Source organism: Limnothrix sp. HT2024, assembly GCF_059138625.1.
Genome location: NZ_CM181121.1, coordinates 1,771,123 through 1,789,581 on the forward strand (window position 1 = coordinate 1,771,123; position 18,459 = coordinate 1,789,581).

Annotated in this window: 12 protein-coding genes; 5 read left to right on the plus strand and 7 right to left on the minus strand. The window is 55.0% G+C overall.

Translation table 11 applies throughout. The features are described from left to right. Positions 1-408: 408 nt before the first annotated feature. Positions 409-1,308: an XDD3 family exosortase-dependent surface protein gene (locus AC2IAX_RS07135; RefSeq protein WP_494389945.1), complete on the minus strand. Its 900-nt coding sequence runs from the start codon at positions 1,306-1,308 to the stop codon at positions 409-411. A 664-nt stretch (positions 1,309-1,972) separates the two neighbouring features. Between AC2IAX_RS07135 and csaB the strand changes: the two genes are divergently transcribed. Then, positions 1,973-3,082: a polysaccharide pyruvyl transferase CsaB gene (csaB, locus tag AC2IAX_RS07140; protein WP_494389946.1), complete on the plus strand. Its 1,110-nt coding sequence runs from the start codon at positions 1,973-1,975 to the stop codon at positions 3,080-3,082. A 98-nt stretch (positions 3,083-3,180) separates the two neighbouring features. Here csaB and AC2IAX_RS07145 read toward each other — a convergent pair whose 3' ends face one another. Both AC2IAX_RS07145 and AC2IAX_RS07150 read right to left on the minus strand, forming a co-directional pair. Beyond that, the gene (locus AC2IAX_RS07145) at positions 3,181-4,851 is read right to left on the minus strand and encodes a diguanylate cyclase domain-containing protein (protein ID WP_494389947.1); all 1,671 of its coding nucleotides are present in this window, start codon (positions 4,849-4,851) and stop codon (positions 3,181-3,183) included. A gap of 450 nt (positions 4,852-5,301) precedes the next feature. Then, entirely contained in the window at positions 5,302-5,667 is a 366-nt protein-coding gene (locus AC2IAX_RS07150) for a phage holin family protein (protein WP_099532886.1), read from the minus strand. Positions 5,668-5,670: 3 nt separating this feature from the next. Between AC2IAX_RS07150 and AC2IAX_RS07155 the strand changes: the two genes are divergently transcribed. Genes AC2IAX_RS07155 through AC2IAX_RS07165 form a run of 3 tightly spaced genes read left to right on the plus strand, consistent with a single transcriptional unit; the run spans position 5,671 to position 7,759 of the window. Further along, positions 5,671-5,820 carry a hypothetical protein gene (locus AC2IAX_RS07155; protein WP_494389948.1) on the plus strand — a complete coding sequence of 50 codons (150 nt, stop codon included), beginning with the start codon at positions 5,671-5,673 and terminating at the stop codon, positions 5,818-5,820. A 41-nt stretch (positions 5,821-5,861) separates the two neighbouring features. Further along, positions 5,862-6,506 (plus strand): pentapeptide repeat-containing protein, encoded by a 645-nt coding sequence (locus tag AC2IAX_RS07160; protein WP_494389949.1) that lies wholly within the window; start codon positions 5,862-5,864, stop codon positions 6,504-6,506. 47 nt (positions 6,507-6,553) lie between these two features. Next, positions 6,554-7,759 (plus strand): 5-(carboxyamino)imidazole ribonucleotide synthase, encoded by a 1,206-nt coding sequence (locus AC2IAX_RS07165; RefSeq protein ID WP_494389950.1) that lies wholly within the window; start codon positions 6,554-6,556, stop codon positions 7,757-7,759. Positions 7,760-7,768: 9 nt separating this feature from the next. On the opposite strand, the gene uvrB is transcribed toward AC2IAX_RS07165, so the two are convergent. Continuing rightward, positions 7,769-9,772 (minus strand): excinuclease ABC subunit UvrB, encoded by a 2,004-nt coding sequence (uvrB, locus tag AC2IAX_RS07170; protein ID WP_494389951.1) that lies wholly within the window; start codon positions 9,770-9,772, stop codon positions 7,769-7,771. A gap of 629 nt (positions 9,773-10,401) precedes the next feature. Here uvrB and AC2IAX_RS07175 point away from each other — a divergent pair. Then, a complete protein-coding gene (locus AC2IAX_RS07175; protein ID WP_190355651.1) occupies positions 10,402-10,884 on the plus strand; it encodes a hypothetical protein in 483 nt (160 codons plus the stop codon). 613 nt (positions 10,885-11,497) lie between these two features. Here AC2IAX_RS07175 and gyrA read toward each other — a convergent pair. The 3 genes from gyrA to AC2IAX_RS07190 form a co-directional block, all read right to left on the minus strand. After that, positions 11,498-14,119 (minus strand): DNA topoisomerase (ATP-hydrolyzing) subunit A, encoded by a 2,622-nt coding sequence (gyrA, locus tag AC2IAX_RS07180; protein WP_494389952.1) that lies wholly within the window; start codon positions 14,117-14,119, stop codon positions 11,498-11,500. 496 nt (positions 14,120-14,615) lie between these two features. Then, a complete protein-coding gene (locus AC2IAX_RS07185; protein ID WP_494389953.1) occupies positions 14,616-16,193 on the minus strand; it encodes a M10 family metallopeptidase in 1,578 nt (525 codons plus the stop codon). A gap of 1,100 nt (positions 16,194-17,293) precedes the next feature. Next, positions 17,294-18,313: a HEAT repeat domain-containing protein gene (locus tag AC2IAX_RS07190; protein ID WP_494389954.1), complete on the minus strand. Its 1,020-nt coding sequence runs from the start codon at positions 18,311-18,313 to the stop codon at positions 17,294-17,296. Positions 18,314-18,459 lie beyond the last annotated feature (146 nt).

Below are 18,459 nucleotides of genomic sequence, written 5' to 3' on the forward strand. Positions count from 1 at the left end.
GTTGTAGTGGAGTGAAATACGGTTAATCATCCTGCTCAACTGAATTTTGAGCCTGCTTTTTGCTGGTTGGATGGTCAACATCGGATGTGCTTGTTACGTTCATTAAAGTCATAACTTCCAGAAAAAATTTTAAAGATTCTGTGAATTCAACTTTTACTTAATGAAGCTGCGATGAAAAGTTCCGTTTAGCTATCGGACAGTTCCTCAATTCCCTGCGGGATCAAAATTTTAATGATTTTTCAAGAATGCCAAACTCTCAGCTCAAAACAACCGGGGCGATGAGCTGGCTTTTGGGAAACTGCCGCTCGATCGCCCCGAGTTGATGGATTGCTGAATTTCGTCGGGTATGGCTCAGGCGAAAACTCAGCCAAGGTTGCCAAGATCAGCCAGTTAAATCAGCCGGTTCAATTAACCAACCTTGGCCGCACGGTAGCGACGAGTGGCCACCACAGCGCCCACAGCCGCCAGACCCAACAGGGAAACGGGTTCCGGCGTGGGTTCCGGCTTCGGTGCAAAGTTGCCCCGCACAGCCATCCCATCGTTCAAACATTCTGCGAAGACGTGGGCCACAAAGTCACCCACCATCCCTTCGCCCCGGGTGAACTTAAAGCCAAAGGTTTGCCGTTTTGCACCGTTGGCATTGCTTTCCGGGGGCTTGGCACCATTCAACGCGCCATTCAGGTTAAAGCCCAAGGCCGACAGGGTGGCGCTGTCGAGGGATTCAAACACCGATTCCACCACCTGTTGTCCTTTGCTGATCACGTTCAGCGATGCGTCTTTGAAATAAACCTTGGCTTCCGCGTCGGTCAGTTCGCCCATGCCAGCGATGCCCTTAGCACCGGTCACGTATTTTGACTGATCCGCATAGGATGCAAACCCACGGTTTTGGCTGGCAACGTTCTTGCCGCTGACTTGGCTGTAAAGACCCAAGGGCTTCACCGTTGAATCGTTGGTGCTGGCGAAGCGAACGCCGAACAGATTTCCTTGGGCATTCAGCAGCGGGTTGCCACTGAAGTTAAAGAACATGTCGCCCCAGGTGATGGACTTGTTGAGTGCGCCGTTATCGAGCTGACCGGTAATGGGTAACCGTGCATCGATACCGACGTAGATGGTTTCGCCGTCTTGCTTAATTCCGAAGCCATACATTTCAAACATTCCACCCAAAGAGCCGCTCACGCCGTCTTTGAAGGAATCAATGCCGTAATTCCAGCCGTTGTAAACCGTGCCTGCATGGGCTGCTTGCAAACCAACGCCTAGGGTGCAGAGGGTGGCGGTTGCGATACTGGCTAAAAGTTGTTGAGGTTTCATGGGGTCTCACTCCTAAGAAGCGGTTGATGAAGCGGCGTTGATTTATTGAGGTTGCACCCTGGTTACTGGCTGGGTAACTTTTTCATCAATCTAGTTTTATTAAAGAGGTAATCTCTTGGTTTGACGTTGAAGATTAAATGAATTGCGGCTGTTCTTGATGAAGCTACGATAAAAACTCGCAAACCCTTGAAAAACAAGGAGTTTGGCAGGAGCACGCTAAATAATTAAAGATTTGAAGAAGCGGTGTAAAAAATGTAACTTCTTCTGAAAAAGCTAAGGTTAGGATAATTCTGGAATGATTCATTTTGTGATAATGAATAAGCTTCAAAGAGGTTTATTGAGACAAATTACTAATATGGAACCATTCGAGCTATTGTGATGAATTATAAAAGCCAGTCAATGGCCAGGATTATTGCCCTAAATTGCAAAGAAACTCCTAGGATAATTTTAAACTTGTAAAGATAATTATTCTTGGAATGATTCGGAATTTTTATTACATCACTCTTGCAAATTGACGAATGGAAAAAATTGACTAGATTTCATTAAATTTAAATAGCTTTTGCCGGATGTGGAGACTGGAGATAGAAAAACTGTGGTTTTGTCTTGACGTTGGGGGCTGGAATCTCGGTATTTTAAGCTCGACGCGATCGAAGGGATGGGGTCTGTGCAGCGAGTTGTTTTGTGTGGCTACTACGGTCAAGGGAATGGGGGCGATGAGGCGTTGTTGGCGACGCTGTTGCAATTGCTGCCGATCGGGGTGGAGCCGCTGGTGCTGTCGGGGAACCCTGTGGAAACCCGCGATCGCTATGGGGTGATGGCGGTGGATCGGATGGATCGATCGGCCCTCTGGGGTGCGTTGCGATCGAGTCAGGCGCTGGTTTGGGGCGGTGGCAGCCTGATGCAAGATGCCACCAGTTGGGCTAGCCCGCTCTATTACGCGGGGTTGATGGGGGCGGCGCGCCATTGGGGACTGCGGCGGGTGGCTTGGGCCCAGGGAATTGGCCCGTTGCGGCGTGGGTGGGTGAAGGGCATTGCGCGATCGACCTTTCGGGCTTGCGATGGGGTGACGGTGCGCGATCGAGAGTCGGCCCAGTTGCTCAAAACCTGGCAAGTCAAGGGATTTGAATTAGCCCCGGATCCGGTTTGGGCCTTGGCTGGCGTGCCGGTGCCGGAGGTTGCGCCGGGCCCCAAGGTGGCGGTGGCCCTGCGATCGCACCCCAGCCTCACGCCCGATCGCCTGGAAAAATTAGCCCTGGCGCTCGATCGCTTCCAGAGCCAAACCGGTGCTCTGATTGTGTTTGTGCCCTTCCAGCCGGTCTCCGATGGCGCAATTGCCCAGCGCCTGTCCCAACATCTCGGGCCCGAGCGATCGTGCATTGTTAGCTACAGCGATCCCCGAGAACTGAAAGGTTTGTTTCAGCAAATGACCCTCACGATCGGGATGCGGCTCCATGCCTTAATCATGGCGGCGGCCGAGGGGTCTCGCTGTTGGGGTCTCAGCTATGACCCTAAGGTGCGGGTGTTGCTGGAGTCGGTGGGTGCGCCCGGGTGGACTCTCTGCGACGAATCGATCGATGGCATTGAAGTGAACACGCAAGTTGGCGCAACACCACAACCATCGCTTGCATCCTTGCCGACGAATCCCGAAGCGATCGCCGCTGCTTGGCTGGCGGCCTATGAACAACCCAACCCGATCGCCCCGGCCCAGGTGGCTCAGTTGCGCGATCGGGCCCAACTCCACGGGCTAATGTTGGCCCGCGTTCTGCGCGATTAGTTAATTTCTGAATAGTTAATTTGCAAGTGTCTTTGCAAGTGTCTTTGCAAGTTTTTGCTGGATTGTTGGTTGGCAAGAAACTCGCCAGGGATGGGCCATTAACTGGCGCTGATTTTGAGTTCGCAAACGCCTGGACAAACTTCTTTGCATCTGTCTGGATCGGTTGCTTGACCGGTGTCTTGATCGATTTCGTTGCCCACTTCCTCGCAACTTTCGCAGACGGCCCGGGACAGGGCCGCAACCCGAAACTGATTGCGGCCGGCATATTTTGCTTGATAAAGAGCCTGATCAGCCCAGCGCAATAGCTCATCAGGGGAACTGTCGGGCAAATGGGGCGAGGCGATCGCAAAACCCATGCTCAGGGTGATGTGCTCGCTGACGGAGGATTGGGGATGATCCAGGGCTAACCGGGCGATCGCCTGTTGGATCGTTTGGGCGATCGCCTTGACCTGCTCTAAGTTAGTGTCCGAAAAAACGATCGCAAACTCCTCGCCCCCATAACGGGCCACCAAGTTGGCTGATTCTGAGACCGCGTGGCTCAAGGCTCGGGCCACCTGCACCAAACATTCATCTCCCGCTTGGTGGCCATAGGCATCGTTGTATTGCTTGAAGTGATCCACATCGCACAGCCCCACCCCAATCAGGCAGCGATTTTGGGCTAGGCGTTGCCACTCGCGCAACAGGTAGTGATCAAAGCAGCGGCGGTTGGGGATTTGCGTCAGCCCATCCAGCTTGGCCAGCACTTCCAGTTGCAGGTTGGCCCGTCGTAATTCCAGTTCCGCTTTTTTGCGCTGAAGCAAAACCCCCATTTGGGCCGCGACGGCTCCCATGAGCTTAATCAGGCGACCATCACAGGGCATGGCCACGCGGTGAAACAAACAGAGCACCGCCAAAATTTGTCCATTGGCAATGATCGGCACGCTCAAGTTGGTGCGCAACCCCGCCCGCAGCACCAGTTCTTGTCGCACAAAAAAGGCATCTTGAATTTTGGTGGCATCCTCAATCCAGAGGGGGCGGCCCGTTTGCCATACACGACCCACCACGCCGCGATCGCGCTCAAAGACGAAGGATTGGCTCGCGTCATCAAATTCGCTGAGGGCCAGGTCTGAGATGGCATAGTGCGATCGCGTCATCGCCAGGTGGTTGCGGTTGGGGTCGGGCATCCAAATTTCGCCATAGTCCCACCCGATCGTGTGATAAACACAGTCCAGCACCGCATGGAATGCCCCTTCAATCTCCGTGGCTTCCGTAATTGCCTGGGTCAAGGCCAACAAAAGCTGCATCTCCATCTCAACGCGATGGTAGTCCCGCATATCCCGCTGGAGCTGTTGGATTTGTGTTTGCAGTTCTGTGCGTTGTCGCTGAAGGATGAGTTGTCGCTCTAGCCGAATGATCGCCTCGTGCAAGTGGAGTGGACATTCCAAATAGTCCGCACCACCTAGCCGAAAGAGCGCAATTCGCTGCTCGGGTTGGCTCATTTGCCCGATCGCCACCCAAGGACAGCCCAGGCTACCCAAGCGCTGGAGCGAGGGGCCCCAAATTCCCGTGGTTAGGTCGGGCCAAAGGCCGGGCCCAATCACTAACAGATCCAAGGGTTGGAACTGGGGATGTTGCGAACCGTTGTGTAAAACGCTGGACAGGGCTAATTGTCCGGTCTGGAACCTCACCTGATAGCCTCGGTGGGTCAGGGTTTGGCACAGCTCCCGGAGGGGTTCCGGATGCTCATCAACAATCCAAATTTCCGCCGACAGCCCAGAACAAAACGACATTGGCTCATTACAACGGTGGGTTGAGGAAGGCAGAATCGGGAAATTGCAACAAAATATGGAGAAAACTCAGCAGGCCAAGTGATCCTCTGAGTTCAAACAAAATCTCGAAAACCGAGTGAAACGCCGAAAAAACCGAGAAAACCCTGAGCCAGCTCCAAGAAAATATCGAGCAAACGCCGAAAATCTCCCGAAAAAATGCCTAAAATCCTGGGTTGAAGCGATGCGCCTGTTAACTAAGAAAGGGCGATCGCCCGGCGGATCTTCAAAATAGCAATTAATCCCGATGAGTCACCCAACGGCTTGATCCATCGGGATTAATGTTGGGATTGATCAGGAATCGACGAAAATCGATCCGCTGAAGTTCTAAGATAACCGTCTCTTTGGCTGTTGGGCCTTCAGGGTATGTCTGGAAAGCGCAATCTGAAAGACCCAACCTAATTGAGTCCCGCTTCAGGATTCAGGTTCCAGCCCCAAAATGCCAAAGAGGCTGTGCAAGCCACTGGAGGCGATCGCGAGGACGATTGAACCAATCAGGGCGGGAATGAAGCCCTCGATCGCAAAACCAGTGGGGCTGAAATAGGCCACCAGCATTAGGCAAAAGGCATTAATCACCAAGGAAAAGAGGCCCAAGGACAGAATGTTCAGCGGCAAGGTGAACAAGAACAGAATGGGGCGCACGGTGGCGTTAATTAGCCCAAAAATCAGAGCGGCGATCGCGGCGGTGGTCCAGCCTGCCAAATGAATGCCGGGGACGAGTTGTGCCGTCAGGGCCAGGGCCAGGGCCGAAATGATCCAAGTGATGATGAAGCGTTGCATGATGTGAGTTTTAACTCCTCTGCGGTCTCCGGGGCGACCCTGAGCGAGGCCATGGCAGCACTGGCGGGGCGATCGGGGCCGGCCGTTTGTGCTTCCATCCTAGTGGCTTGGTTGGCGTTGGTGAGCGTTGGGATTGGTCGCAAAGACCGCTAATCTAATAGGGAGAATCCCGCCATGGGCAGGGCCTGGAAGCCATGATTGTTCTGAACAAATTGCCGATCGTCCCGTCGATCGCTCGGTTGGTTCCCGCTGGGCTGCGGGCCAAGATCGGTGCCGCTGTCGGCTCACCAGCGGCGACCAAACCGGATGGTCGGAGGCAATTGGGCGGGCGGGGTCTGGGCCTGTGGGCGGTGGTGTTGTTGATTGGGACTTGGGTGATAGGCTTAGCGATCGCCCCGTCCGCGGCCTGGGCCCAATTTAAGGAATATGCGCCGCCCGTGTCCTACAGCAATGCGGAATTGTCTGGGCAAGATTTTTCCAATCAACGGTTGCAATCGGCGGAATTTTCCAACGCCAACCTAACGGATGTGACCTTTGAAAATGCGGAAATGCCCGGTGCATCCTTTAGTGGATCCTTCCTCAAAGACACGAACTTGCACGGAGTCGATTTAACCAATGCCTTCATGGATTCCGTGAAGTTCATTGGTACCGATTTGAGCGATGCCATTTTGGTTGAAGCCATTTTGTTGGGATCCAGTTTTCAGGATGTGAATATTGAGGGGGCCGATTTTGAGCTGGCCCTGTTGGATGGGGCACAGGTAAAACAGCTCTGCGCGATCGCCCGGGGGACGAATCCTCGCACGGGCATCGACACCAAAGAATCGCTCGGTTGTCCTTGAAGGATTGCTGAAGCGCCTGATCGATATGTTCCCTTGGGAGTAGAAAAATGACCCTCGTAGAGGTTGCAGCAGCGGCGGAACCAATCCAGCGGCCGGTGCGGACAATTGGTGTGATTGGCGGTGGCCAATTGGCTTGGATGATGGCGGAAGCGGCCCCAAAGTTGGGCTTGTCGCTGGTGGTGCAAACTCCGAAATTGGATGATCCGGCGGTGGCACGGGTGGGATCGGCGGCGGTGGTGCAAGGGGCGGTGGGAGATGCGGCCGTGACGCGCCAATTGCTCGATCGGGTGGATTTGGTCACCTTTGAAAACGAGTTTGTGGATTTGGCGGCGTTGGGGGAATTAGCCCGATCGGGAGCCTGTTTTCGCCCCAGCCTCAACAGTTTAGAACCCTTGCTGGATAAGTATGATCAGCGCTGTTTTTTACAGCAAATTGGCTTGCCGGTTCCGGCCTTTGCGGCCATTACCGATCGGGCGCAGGCGATGCAGATCGATCGCTGGGAAAACGGCCAGCCCCTGACCTTTCCGGCCGTGCTGAAAACCCGTCGCCATGGCTATGACGGCCAAGGCACTCGGGTGGTGGCTGATCGGGCAGAACTGCTGGCGGTTGGGGATCAGTGGCGATGGCAGCCGTTAATTTTGGAAGCCTTTGTGCCCTTTGAGCGAGAATTGGCGGCGGTTGCAGCCCGATCGGTCACGGGAGAGGTGGCCATTTACCCGATCGTGGAAACCCAGCAGGTGAACCAGGTTTGTCGGCGGGTGATTGCGCCGGCCCCCATTCCGCCAACTGTGGCCACCCACTGCCAGGAAATTGCCCATCGCCTGTTATCGCAAATTGGGGCGATCGGGATTTTTGGAATTGAGCTGTTTGTGACCGCCGAGGGTCAGGTATCGGTGAATGAAGTGGCTCCCCGCACGCACAATTCCGGCCACTTCTCGATCGATGCCTGTCACACCTCCCAATTCGAGCAGCATTTGCGGGCCGTGGCGGGGTTACCCCTTGGGCCCGTGGAGTTGCACTGTGCCTGTGCGGCGATGGTGAATTTGTTGGGTTTTGAGGTGGCCACCAGTGACTATCGGGAGCGGCGCGATCGCTTGGCAACGGTTCCCCGCAGCCGCGTGCATTGGTATGGCAAAACCAGCGCCACCCCGGGCCGCAAGCTTGGCCATGTGACTGTGTTGGCGGATAACCTCGCGGAATTGCAACGGGCGATCGATCGCCTGGAATCAATTTGGTATGGATCAGACCATTAAGCAACCCGCTTAATGCCGTTGTCCCAACAGTCGATCGCGCAAATGCTTGATTCGATCGCGATATTTGGCGGCCTCTTCAAACTCCAAATTCTTGGCCGCCTCCTTCATTTGGGCCTCCAACTTTTCAATCAACATCGGCACATCATCCAAGGACAAATCCGCCGAATGTTCGTAGGCTTGCTCCAAATCCTTGGCACTGAGTCGCCGGGACAAATCCAGGAATTCCAGAATTGAATTACCGGATTTCTTGACGATCGGTTGGGGCGTAATGCCGTGTTTTTGGTTGTAGGCGATTTGAATGTTGCGTCGCCGCTCCGTTTCGGAAATCGCCTTGTCCATGCTGTCCGTCAGCCGATCGGCATAAAGAATCGCTTGGCCTCGCACATGACGCGCCGCCCGGCCAATGGTTTGAATCAGCGATCGCTCGGCCCGCAAAAACCCTTCCTTGTCCGCATCCAAAATAGCGACCAGGGAAACTTCCGGTAGATCCAACCCTTCCCGCAACAAATTCACCCCAATTAACACATCAAACTTACCCGCTCGCAAAGCTTGCAAAATTTCGATGCGTTCGATCGACTGAATTTCCGAATGGAGATATTGCACCCGCACCCTGCGCTCTTGGAAATATTCCGCCAAATCCTCCGCCATCCGCTTGGTTAGGGTGGTGATCAGGGTGCGTTCTTGGCGATCGACCCGCTGGACAATTTCCGCCAACAAATCATCCACCTGCCCTTCCGTCGGCCGCACAAAAATCTCCGGATCAATCACGCCCGTGGGGCGAATGACTTGCTCCACAATTTGTCCTTGGGAAATTTCCAATTCCCAATCTCCCGGCGTGGCAGAAACAAAGATGCATTGATTCACCTTGTTCCAAAATTCTTCGGCCTTGAGGGGGCGATTGTCGGCCGCACTGGGCAAGCGAAACCCATGATCAATCAGCACTTTCTTACGAGCCTGATCACCGTTATACATTCCCCTTAGTTGGGGAACGGTCACATGGGACTCATCAATAATCAACAACCAATCTTCGGGAAAATAATCAATTAAGCATTCAGGCGGTTCGCCCGCTTGCCGCCCGGCTAAGTGACGTGAATAGTTTTCTACGCCGTTGCAGTAGCCCACCTGTGCCAGCATTTCCAAATCGTATCGCGTGCGTTGGTCAATCCGTTGGGCTTCTAGGAGTTTTCCTTCCGCCTCTAAGGCAACTTTTTGCGCAGCCAATTCCTGGGTAATGGCTTGAATCGCTTCTTCCAGACGATCCTCGGGGGTCACAAAGTGGCGAGCGGGATAAAGATTCACCGCTTCTAGGCTTTGCAAAATTTCCCCGGTCAAGGGATCAACATAGCGAATGGCTTCCACTTCATCGCCAAAGAACTCAATCCGAATAATTCGATCTTCATAGGCGGGGCCAATTTCTAGCACATCGCCCTTGACACGGAATTTTCCTCGGCCAATTTCCACATCATTTCGTTCATATTGCACCGAGGCCAAATCTCGCAACGTTTGCCGCAAATTTAATTCATGGCCCACCCGAAAGGGAATGGCCGCATTTAAATATTCCGTGGGAATTCCCAACCCGTAAATGCAGCTAATGGAGGCAACCACAATCACATCCCGTCGTTCAAAGAGCGATCGGGTGGCTGAGTGCCGCAACATGTCAATTTCTTCGTTAATGGAAGCGGTTTTTTGAATGTAAGTATCGGTGACGGGAATATAGGCTTCCGGTTGGTAATAGTCGTAGTAGGAAATGAAATATTCAACGGCATTATTTGGGAAAAATTCCCGCAATTCGTTGCACAACTGGGCCGCGAGGGTTTTGTTGTGGGCCAAAACCAGGGCCGGGCGATCGAGCTGGGCAATGGTGCTGGCGATGGTGAAGGTTTTGCCGGTACCGGTGGCCCCCAGCAGGGTTTGGTATCGCTGACCCGATCGCACGGTTTCCACCAAACGGGCGATCGCCTTCGGTTGGTCACCCGTGGGTTCAAACGGTGCTTGCAGTTCAAAGGTGGTCATGGTTTGTTCTTCGCTAACAGCAGATCGGGATCTGGTTTCGGGAGCCAATGGGGAGATTCGGGAGCATTCGGGCCAATCGCGCCGCACGAACGGTGTTCAATCGTTCCCAAGTCTTGATGCCAGCATCTTTCATGATTGCGATCAAATCGTTTCGGTGCAAGGCAGAGGCTGCTCAACCTCGAAGCCGCCAGCACCAATCCAGGGGCGATCGCCCTGCACCTTCGGACGCTGAATCGCACAGTGGCTCCCAAATCCCATGAATGGCCATGGTTTTGGAGGACAAGGGCGGTGCTTTGCTTTAAAACTGCTTATAAGAGCAATGATTTTTTTAATAATCTTTTTATAGCTCCGCTAAAATATAACTGTAGAGACAACGCAATCTACCCGCCCGAACGCGCTCGAATTGGCAGCGCGGCATTTTTGCATTGGGCCAGTTCGCGCCGTCCGTTCGCCAGCCCTGTCTCCCTTGCTCGATCGCCCCTGTCGATCGAAACCACCGCGATCCACGCGCATTTGATAGGATGACCTGGGTTTGACAGTTCAATTTATAAAACTGGTTATCAAACTGGGCTTCGGCTCCTATCAGCCCCTTCCAACGGCACTAGTATCGGCATCTGAGGTACGTTTTCATGAGCAACCGCAACGTCACCGACACCAACAACCGCGCCCGCGACGATCGCGATGAAGTGCGCCTCGACGATCGCGACGATCGCGAGCAACGGGCCCTGCCTGCGGTTGTCCGCAAGCGCCCCCTCGCCCCCACCTATGGCCACCGTCCCGTCGGCGAAGATACTGTTAAGTTCATCGAAAGCGACCTGCCCAACAATCGCCCCGTTGAAGTCAGTCACCTGTCCTTGGTTCAAAGCAATCTACCGAAGCATCGCCCCGTGGAAACGAGCGAGCTGAAGGTGGTGGGCACGGTGGCCGCCTACGGTGCGCGCCCGGTGTCGGCCAGCAACTTGGAAGTGGTGGAAACCATTACCCTGTCGGGCCATCGCCCTGTGACGGCGAATACGCTGGACATTACGACCAGTGATTGGCTGCCCAGCAACCGGCCGATGGCTTCTAACGATTTGGGCGAAGATTCCAATCTGATGGGCTATCTCGACTAGGTATTGTTTTTGCCTGATCCCAGGAAAGAGCGACGGGCCCTAAGCCATGTCGTCAAATTGCCTGAAACCCTGATGACCTCGTTCTTCAAACCAATCAATCGCAGGGGCGGGGTCTCCTCGCCCATCCCCGTGATCCTTGGGTGTTTCCAGGGATGGACAGGGTTGTAGTGATCGCCCAGGCTAGGGTTGGGAGACCCAACCTCTACGGCGATGGAAATGGCGACGGGCCCTAGGGCCTGTCGTCAAATCGCCTGAAACCCTGATTCCACCGTTGCTGGATCGTGGGGGACAAGGGGCTTAGGGCCTGTCGTCAAATCGCCTGAAACCCTGATTCCACCGTTGCTGGATCGTGGGGGACAAGGGGCTTAAGCCCCTTGTTACAACGACTGGGACATGGAAAATCAATCGTTTTCACCTGATCCTAGGAAATGACGACGGGCCCTAAGCCGTTGAGCAACTGTTCTTCAAAGTGAAATGGGGGTGTGGTTTTCGGCCATACCCCCATTTTGTTGATGGAACTTGTTAATGGGATTTGTTGATGGGATCTATGGGATCAATTGGGGATCAAATTTGGCCTAGGTTGCCCTAGGCGCATTCGCCCAGCAGCAATTGCCTAGGAATTTTCGTCCGGTTGAGCCGCTTGATCCTCAGAGTCGGTGTTGCTATCGAGGCTGTCGCCGCTGGTGTCTTCCGGCGGCACGAGGGCCACGGCGGCGATCGAGTCATCCACAATCCGCTGCACCATCACGCCCGTTGCCCCCCGCGATTGAATCGGGATCGCATTCACCGACTGCCGCACGATCGTGGCCCGCTTCGTGGCGATCGTGATTTCGTCGGAGTCATTCACCACCAACAGGCCAGCGAGAGAATCATCAATGCCCTTGGCGGATTTGAACTTGGTGGCGATTTTGCCTTTGGTGGCGCGGTTATAGAGCTTGAATTGCTCCACGGGGACGCGCTTGCCGTAGCCACGAGCGGTGATCACCAACACCCAAGGGCCGGGGCTGCTGGTTTCGGTGCTGTCGTCGCTGGTTTCCTCGATCGGCTCATTATCGTCGGCCGCATCATCCCCGGCCTGACCCACCCGCGAGGCGATCGCGGCGGGCAAAATATCCAGCGCCACCAACTCATCACCGCTGCGAAGGCTCATGGCCCGCACGCCCCGCGCCGTCCGCCCTAGGGGTCGCAGTTGATCGCGATCGGCTCGGAAGTGAATCGCCATGCCCGATCGGGAGCCGATCAAAATGCTGTCTTCGTCGCGGGTCAGGCGCACCCAGCGCAGTTGGTCGCCCTCTTCCAGGGAAATGGCAATCAGACCGTTGGCGCGGATGTTGCCAAAGGCCGAGAGCACGGTTTTTTTGATGTAGCCCTGCTGGGTCAACATCACCAGGTAGAGATCTTCCGAGAATTCCGAGACGGCGATCACCGAGGTGATTTTTTCGTCGTGGGGAATCGGTAGTAGTTGAACGATCGCCGTGCCCCGGGCAGCGCGGGAGCTGGCGGGAATTTGGTAAGCACTGAGGGCATAGACCACGCCCCGATCGCTGAAGAACAAGACCCGATCGCGATCGCAGCAGGTGAGGAAATGCTGTACCTCGTCGTCATCCTTCATCTTCGCGCCGGTTTTGCCCCGGGTGGCGCGGTTTTGGGTCTCGAAGGTGCTGACGGGCATTCGTTTGATATAGCCCTGCTCCGTAATCACGATCGTGGCGCGATCATTGGCAATCAGGTCAATTTCTTCCAGTTGGGCACTGTCGCGGGAAATTGTGGTGCGGCGCGGCGTAGCGAACCGGGCCTTCAGGTTGCTCACTTCCTCTTCAATGATTGTCAGCACCCGATCGCGCCGGGCCAGGATGTCTTGCAAATCGGTAATTTTGGCTTGCAATTCCTGGTGTTCTTGCTCAATCTTGTCCGCTTCCAAGGCCGTCAGGCGGCGCAGTTGCATCTGCAAAATTGCGTCGGCTTGGGCTTCCGAGAGGCTGTAATCGCTCATTAGCCCCTGTTTGGCGGTGGGGGTGTCCGCCGCATGACGAATTAGGGCGATGATCGTATCCATGTTGCTGAGGGCGATCAGGTAGCCTTGCAGGATGTGATCGCGCTCCTCAGCTTTCCGCAGTTCGTAGCGGGTGCGCCGTTCGATCGCCTCCACCCGGAAATCCAAAAAGACCTGCAAAAAGTCCTTCAGGGTTAGGGTGCGCGGCTCACCGTTCACCAGCGCCAACATGTTGGCCCCAAAGTTCGCTTGAATCGGCGTGTGCTTGTAGAGGTTGTTCAGCACCACCTGCGCCCGGGCATCGCGCTTCAGCTCAATCACGATTCGCATCCCGTCGCGATCGCTCTCGTCGCGAATGTCCGAGATGCCTTCTAGTTTCTTGTCGTTCACCAGCTCGGCGATCCGCTCAATCAGGGCCGCCTTGTTGGTTTGGTAAGGCAGTTCCGTGATGATGATCGCCTCGCGATCGGGTGCGCCGCGCCGCTCGATCGTCTCCACACTGGCCACACCGCGCATCGTGATTGAGCCACGGCCGGTTAAATAGGCTTCCCGAATCCCCGACGTACCAAAAATCTGCGCCCCCGTGGGGAAATCCGGCCCCGGAATCCAGCGCATCAACTCTTGGTTGGTGATTTCAGGGTTATGAATCAGGGCGCACAGCCCATCGACCAATTCCCCCAAGTTGTGGGGGGGAATGTTGGTGGCCATGCCCACCGCAATCCCCGAGGAGCCGTTCAGCAACAGTTGCGGCAGCCGCGCGGGCATCACCGTCGGTTCTTGCTGGGAGCCGTCGAAGTTGTCGATAAAATCAACGGTTTCCGACTCAATATCTTGCAGCAGCGATTCACTGGTCAGGGCTTGCAGCCGACATTCCGTGTACCGCATGGCAGCGGGTGGATCGTTGTCGATCGAACCGAAGTTCCCGTGACCATTGATCAACGGGTGACGCATCGAAAAATCTTGGGCCATCCGCACCAGCGCGTCATAGACCGCCGTGTCGCCGTGGGGGTGATATTTCCCCAGCACTTCCCCCACCACCCGGGCGCATTTCCGGAAGGGGCGATCGGCTGCCAACCCCAACTCATGCATGGCGTAGAGAATCCGGCGGTGTACCGGCTTCAGACCGTCGCGGGCATCCGGCAGCGCCCGCCCCACGATCACGCTCATGGCGTATTCCAGGTACGATCGCGACATTTCCTGGCGTAGGTCGGTCGCGACAATCCGGTCTTCGGCAGTACTCATAGGTCTCTGGTGCAGAAAGTGCCTGAAAATTTATGGCCTAAAAACAAGTGCCTAAAAACGGCACGACCCCAAACGAAAAACTTCAGGGGCCAATGACCCGGCTTTCGTTCGGGATCAGATACACATCAGGGCTAGTACACATCAAGGGCTAGCAAATCGTTCGCATCGTGGTGGCGCAAAAGCCCCAAAGGACAGACCGACGGCAAGCCTCATTTAGAACGGCTTCGGTTGGGCGAAATTGCCGTGAAATCGAGATTTCAGCCTCCTATTTTACCACGGGCAGCCAGAGGAACTGTGGCATGGGCCCCGGGCCGGGATCGGAAGCCGCCTCAGTGGATGTCTGAGCAAGCTAAAACCAAAGCCCAACCCAAAGCCAAAACCGTTACCTGGGGGTCTCCTCAACCGACACAGACAAGGGGCTTCAGCCCCTTGCTCCGACGACGACCGGCGCTTTGTCATTGCCCCAAGTAACTGCTCAGATATCCTCCCAAGGCGCTCAGGCTAGGTGAAAGTCAGCGATCGAGAGTGGGCCGGTGACGATCGCCAAAGTCTCATTGCTGCCGGCCACTTGCACCAACATGTTCGTTCCCTGGGGCCGCAGGGCGATCGCGCCGGGGGTCAACCCATTGACCAGATAAATGCCATCAATGCCTGACTGAAAATCCTGAATCGTGTCTTGGCCCATGCCCGTACCCAACACGAATCGATCGGCTCCGTCGCCCCCAAGCAACAGGTCATCCCCAAATTCACCAAACAGCACATCATCGCCCGCGTCCCCATGGAGCCAGTCGGCATCGCGGCCGCCGTTGAGCTGGTCGTTGCCCAAACCGCCAATCATGGTATCGAGGCCCGCATTGCCTTGCAGTTGGTCGTTGCCCGCCTCGCCACTCAACCAATCATCATCCAGCCCGCCCCAGAGGGTGTCTTGGCCCAGACCGCCGCTGAGGCTGTCGTTGCCCCCGCGCCCCAAAATCACGTTGTCGGCATCGTTGCCAAGCACCTCGTCGGCTCCATCAGTGCCATTGAGGTTTTCCAGAGTGACCCCAAAGGCGATCGACTTGCCCCGATCGAACATGGGATAGAGGGGTTGGTAACTGGGATAAATATCAAAAAAGCGACCCTTACGCCCCGTTTGGGTGGTTAACAAACCGCCGGGTTTCAAATCGAAATAGTAGCGATCGGAGGCTGGCAACGATCCCATTTCCAAGGTGTCGGTTCCGCCCCCATCCCAAATGGCTTCCACCCCTAAAAACGAAGTGGCATTCCAGTTGTACAAATCATTGCCCGATCGCCAACTGGTATTAGCCCCGTAGAGATATTGCAGCGATTGGATATCGTAATTCATCAGGGTGCGGGCGTTTTGAAAACTGCCAAAGTCCCGCCCGTTGTAGGACATCACCGTGTTGTGGCGATGATCCAATTCCGGAGCCAAAACCGCCACATTGGAAGGCACTTTACCGGGCAAATCCCCCGCTTCGCTGCCATACTCCCGAGGATGTTTCAGTCCCATGGCATGGCCCAATTCATGAATTAAAGTGCCATAGCCAGCGCTGCCGGGCCCCTTCGTAAAAAAGTTGGGGTCAAACATGCCATTGGCTGACAAAAACACCTGTCCCCCATAGGCGCTTCCTGGGACATAGGCACAGGCCAAGGCATCGGGCAATTGCGGACTCTTGCCCAAGGTAACGCGCAGTGTTCCGCCCACTTCGTCCGGCACTTCTTGAAACTGAACCGGAATCACTTGGGAGTAGTTTTGCAACACTTGCCGCACGGCCTGTTTCACCGGCTCGGGAATTTCTGCCGGGTTGGTGATGGCTCCTTGGGCAACCGATGTCAAATTATTGACCGTGTTGGCATTGGGAAAACTGTAGGTAATCACCCCACCATGGGGCACATTCCACGATTGGGTGATTGTTGGATTATTAATACGCACCGTCAGCAAAGCATCAATGTTGTTGTTGCCGCTGAGGGGAATGGCTTTGGTGCTGGCAGCGGTTCGCCAACGGAGGGTGGAAACTTCCGGAGCGATCGCGCTGTTTTGGTCGATCCCGGCCAGGGACATCTGAAGAGCCATAGGAATTCTGTCCAACGCTGATAGGTCAAAGAAAGGCAGCCACCCTGCATCACGGCTACGGCGGTTTTCAGCACCAGACTTTGGAGGTCAACCATTGGTTGATGACCTCAATCGGGGTTGCGCAATGCAACTGGAATTCAAGAATTTGAATGCGCCACTGGCACGCAAGACTTAGCGGCGCGATCGGGCACAAAATGCAAAGTGATGCGAAGGCTATGCTTCGTTCCCAACGAAGACAACCTGGCGATTAATGGAGGCTCAATGGTTAGGGGCAATCAAGTCTCAATTGATCGGAGCGATCCCGGCAGACGTAAAACTAGTTGGGGCGTTGAAAGGAGTCACGCCTTGTGGTGGTTCTTCCCTCAGCATTCCCTCAGTGCATTGTCCTGCAACGCTGTGAAGCGGAGGACAGGGTTGATCCTGTTGAGTCTGTTAAATGGATGGATTTGGATCGATAGATCTGGATTGATAGACTTGAATCGATCGATCCGAGTGATTGGATCATGCAGATCTTGTAAATCTGCCTTGGTTCTGATGAATTAGCTCTGACGAATCTGATGAATTTTGAATTTGGGTCGATCGTTGAGGGCTGTTCTTCGGTGCTTGGAAGAAACTTATGCGCTCAATTAAGGCTAATCAAATTGCTTGAATGAGCCAATGGAAGCGATCTAACTAGAGCAGCCCCAAAAGACGTTAAGACTTTTTGTAGAGGACTTTTTGAAATCCTTACAATTAGTTTAAAGGATTCTGCATAAAATTGGCAAGCTTGAATTTAAGTTACAACAACTTTTTTAATAATGAGCGAAGCAATGGATAAAGATGTACAGAATGCGACATGAATGAACGCAATTTGAAGGCTTTCAGGCAATGAAGTGCGAAATCAAACATTCATTTCAAAATAATGTATGAAATAAAACACAAGGCAGAAGGAGAAACTTTCCGCCCTGTGAGTTCAGTTAGTTCTGGAATGAATCCGGATTTTTGGGAAATTCTTTACAGTTAATTTCCCTATTTTTCAGTCCTCAGTTATTGAGGGGTTTGACCCACGAGGAGCGATCGCACTGCAGGGAAATCATGCGCTGGCTTCCGGATCGACAGACCTAGGGCTGTTTGGGGCCGCCGTTGGGAGGCAGTGGTGATTCTTCAACCGGTTGGGCGATCGGGGCTTGGCTTTTGAAGCGCTCCAACCCTTTGGCAGCCGCCCGCACCACGCTCGGGGCCGCATCATGGAGGGCTTTTTCGAGGCAGCTCACCACTTCAGGGCTGTGGACGGCGCTGAGAGCCTCGATCGCGGCGGCGCGCACGGTGGGATCGGGGCTGCTGGCGAAGGTCAACAGGTCGTTGATCAGTTTTTGGCCCTCAGTTCGCTGTCCGATCGCCCGAACTTTGGTGGCGAGTTGGGCCACTTGCTCGATCGGGCTGGGTTGGTTGCTGGGAGCAATTGGGGCGATCGGCTCAGGAGTCGTGACCGGTTCAGTGACCGGTTCAACAGCTTGTTCGACGGTCGGTTCGGCCACGGGTTCCGGCGTGGGTTCTGGCTCCGCGATCGGTTCGGCCATGGGTTCCGGCGTGGGTTCCGAGGCGGGTTCCACTGAGGCCGCCGTTGGCTCCGGTTCGGCGATCGGCTCCGGTGTGGGTTCCGGGGCAGGTTCCGGCGTGGGTTCTGCAACTGGCTCCGCGACGGGTTCCGGGGCAGGCGTTGGCGCGGGCGCACCGGTTCCACCCCAAGGATCCGGGAGTTGGGCCGCCGGTTGACCGGTTGCCGCCGGACGCGGAGCAGAGCGTGCAGGATCGGGAGCGGGCGGGGCGGCGGTGGAAGCGGCTTGTGCTTTCAGTTGGGCAATTTCCGTTTGCAGGGCTTGCAATTCGCGATCGAAATTTTTGCGAGCCGTCTGCTTTTGCACCTCAAAATCTTGCTCCAGGGTTTGCCGTTGCCGATCGAGATATTGCTTTTGCTGGCGCTCCAGGTCGGCCACCCGCTGCTGCATCAAATACCAGGCGATCGCACCGCCGATCACGACACCCAAAATCAACCCAACAAAGATCATGACTTGGTTCTCGCTGCCAAACAGTTCGAGACCATTTAACCAAGGATTCTCGTCCGTAGGCTGATTAGCCAATCCCGATCGGGGGAATTAGGGCCGGTCGCTCTTTCCTGAAATTCAGCGAAGATGGTTGATCTGCCCTGCCCAAATGATCGTAACAAAGGGCTTGAGCATCTTGTCCCCTACGATCCGCTTACGGTGGAATCGGGGTTTCAGACGAT

Coding starts and splice junctions, on each gene's coding strand:
- AC2IAX_RS07145 (WP_494389947.1), bottom strand. CDS start 4,851: ATGTCGTTTTGTTCTGGGCTGTCGGCGGAAATTTGGATTGTTGATGAG.
- AC2IAX_RS07160 (WP_494389949.1), top strand. CDS start 5,862: ATGATTGTTCTGAACAAATTGCCGATCGTCCCGTCGATCGCTCGGTTG.
- AC2IAX_RS07135 (WP_494389945.1), bottom strand. CDS start 1,308: ATGAAACCTCAACAACTTTTAGCCAGTATCGCAACCGCCACCCTCTGC.
- AC2IAX_RS07165 (WP_494389950.1), top strand. CDS start 6,554: ATGACCCTCGTAGAGGTTGCAGCAGCGGCGGAACCAATCCAGCGGCCG.
- gyrA (WP_494389952.1), bottom strand. CDS start 14,119: ATGAGTACTGCCGAAGACCGGATTGTCGCGACCGACCTACGCCAGGAA.
- AC2IAX_RS07150 (WP_099532886.1), bottom strand. CDS start 5,667: ATGCAACGCTTCATCATCACTTGGATCATTTCGGCCCTGGCCCTGGCC.
- AC2IAX_RS07175 (WP_190355651.1), top strand. CDS start 10,402: ATGAGCAACCGCAACGTCACCGACACCAACAACCGCGCCCGCGACGAT.
- AC2IAX_RS07185 (WP_494389953.1), bottom strand. CDS start 16,193: ATGGCTCTTCAGATGTCCCTGGCCGGGATCGACCAAAACAGCGCGATC.
- uvrB (WP_494389951.1), bottom strand. CDS start 9,772: ATGACCACCTTTGAACTGCAAGCACCGTTTGAACCCACGGGTGACCAA.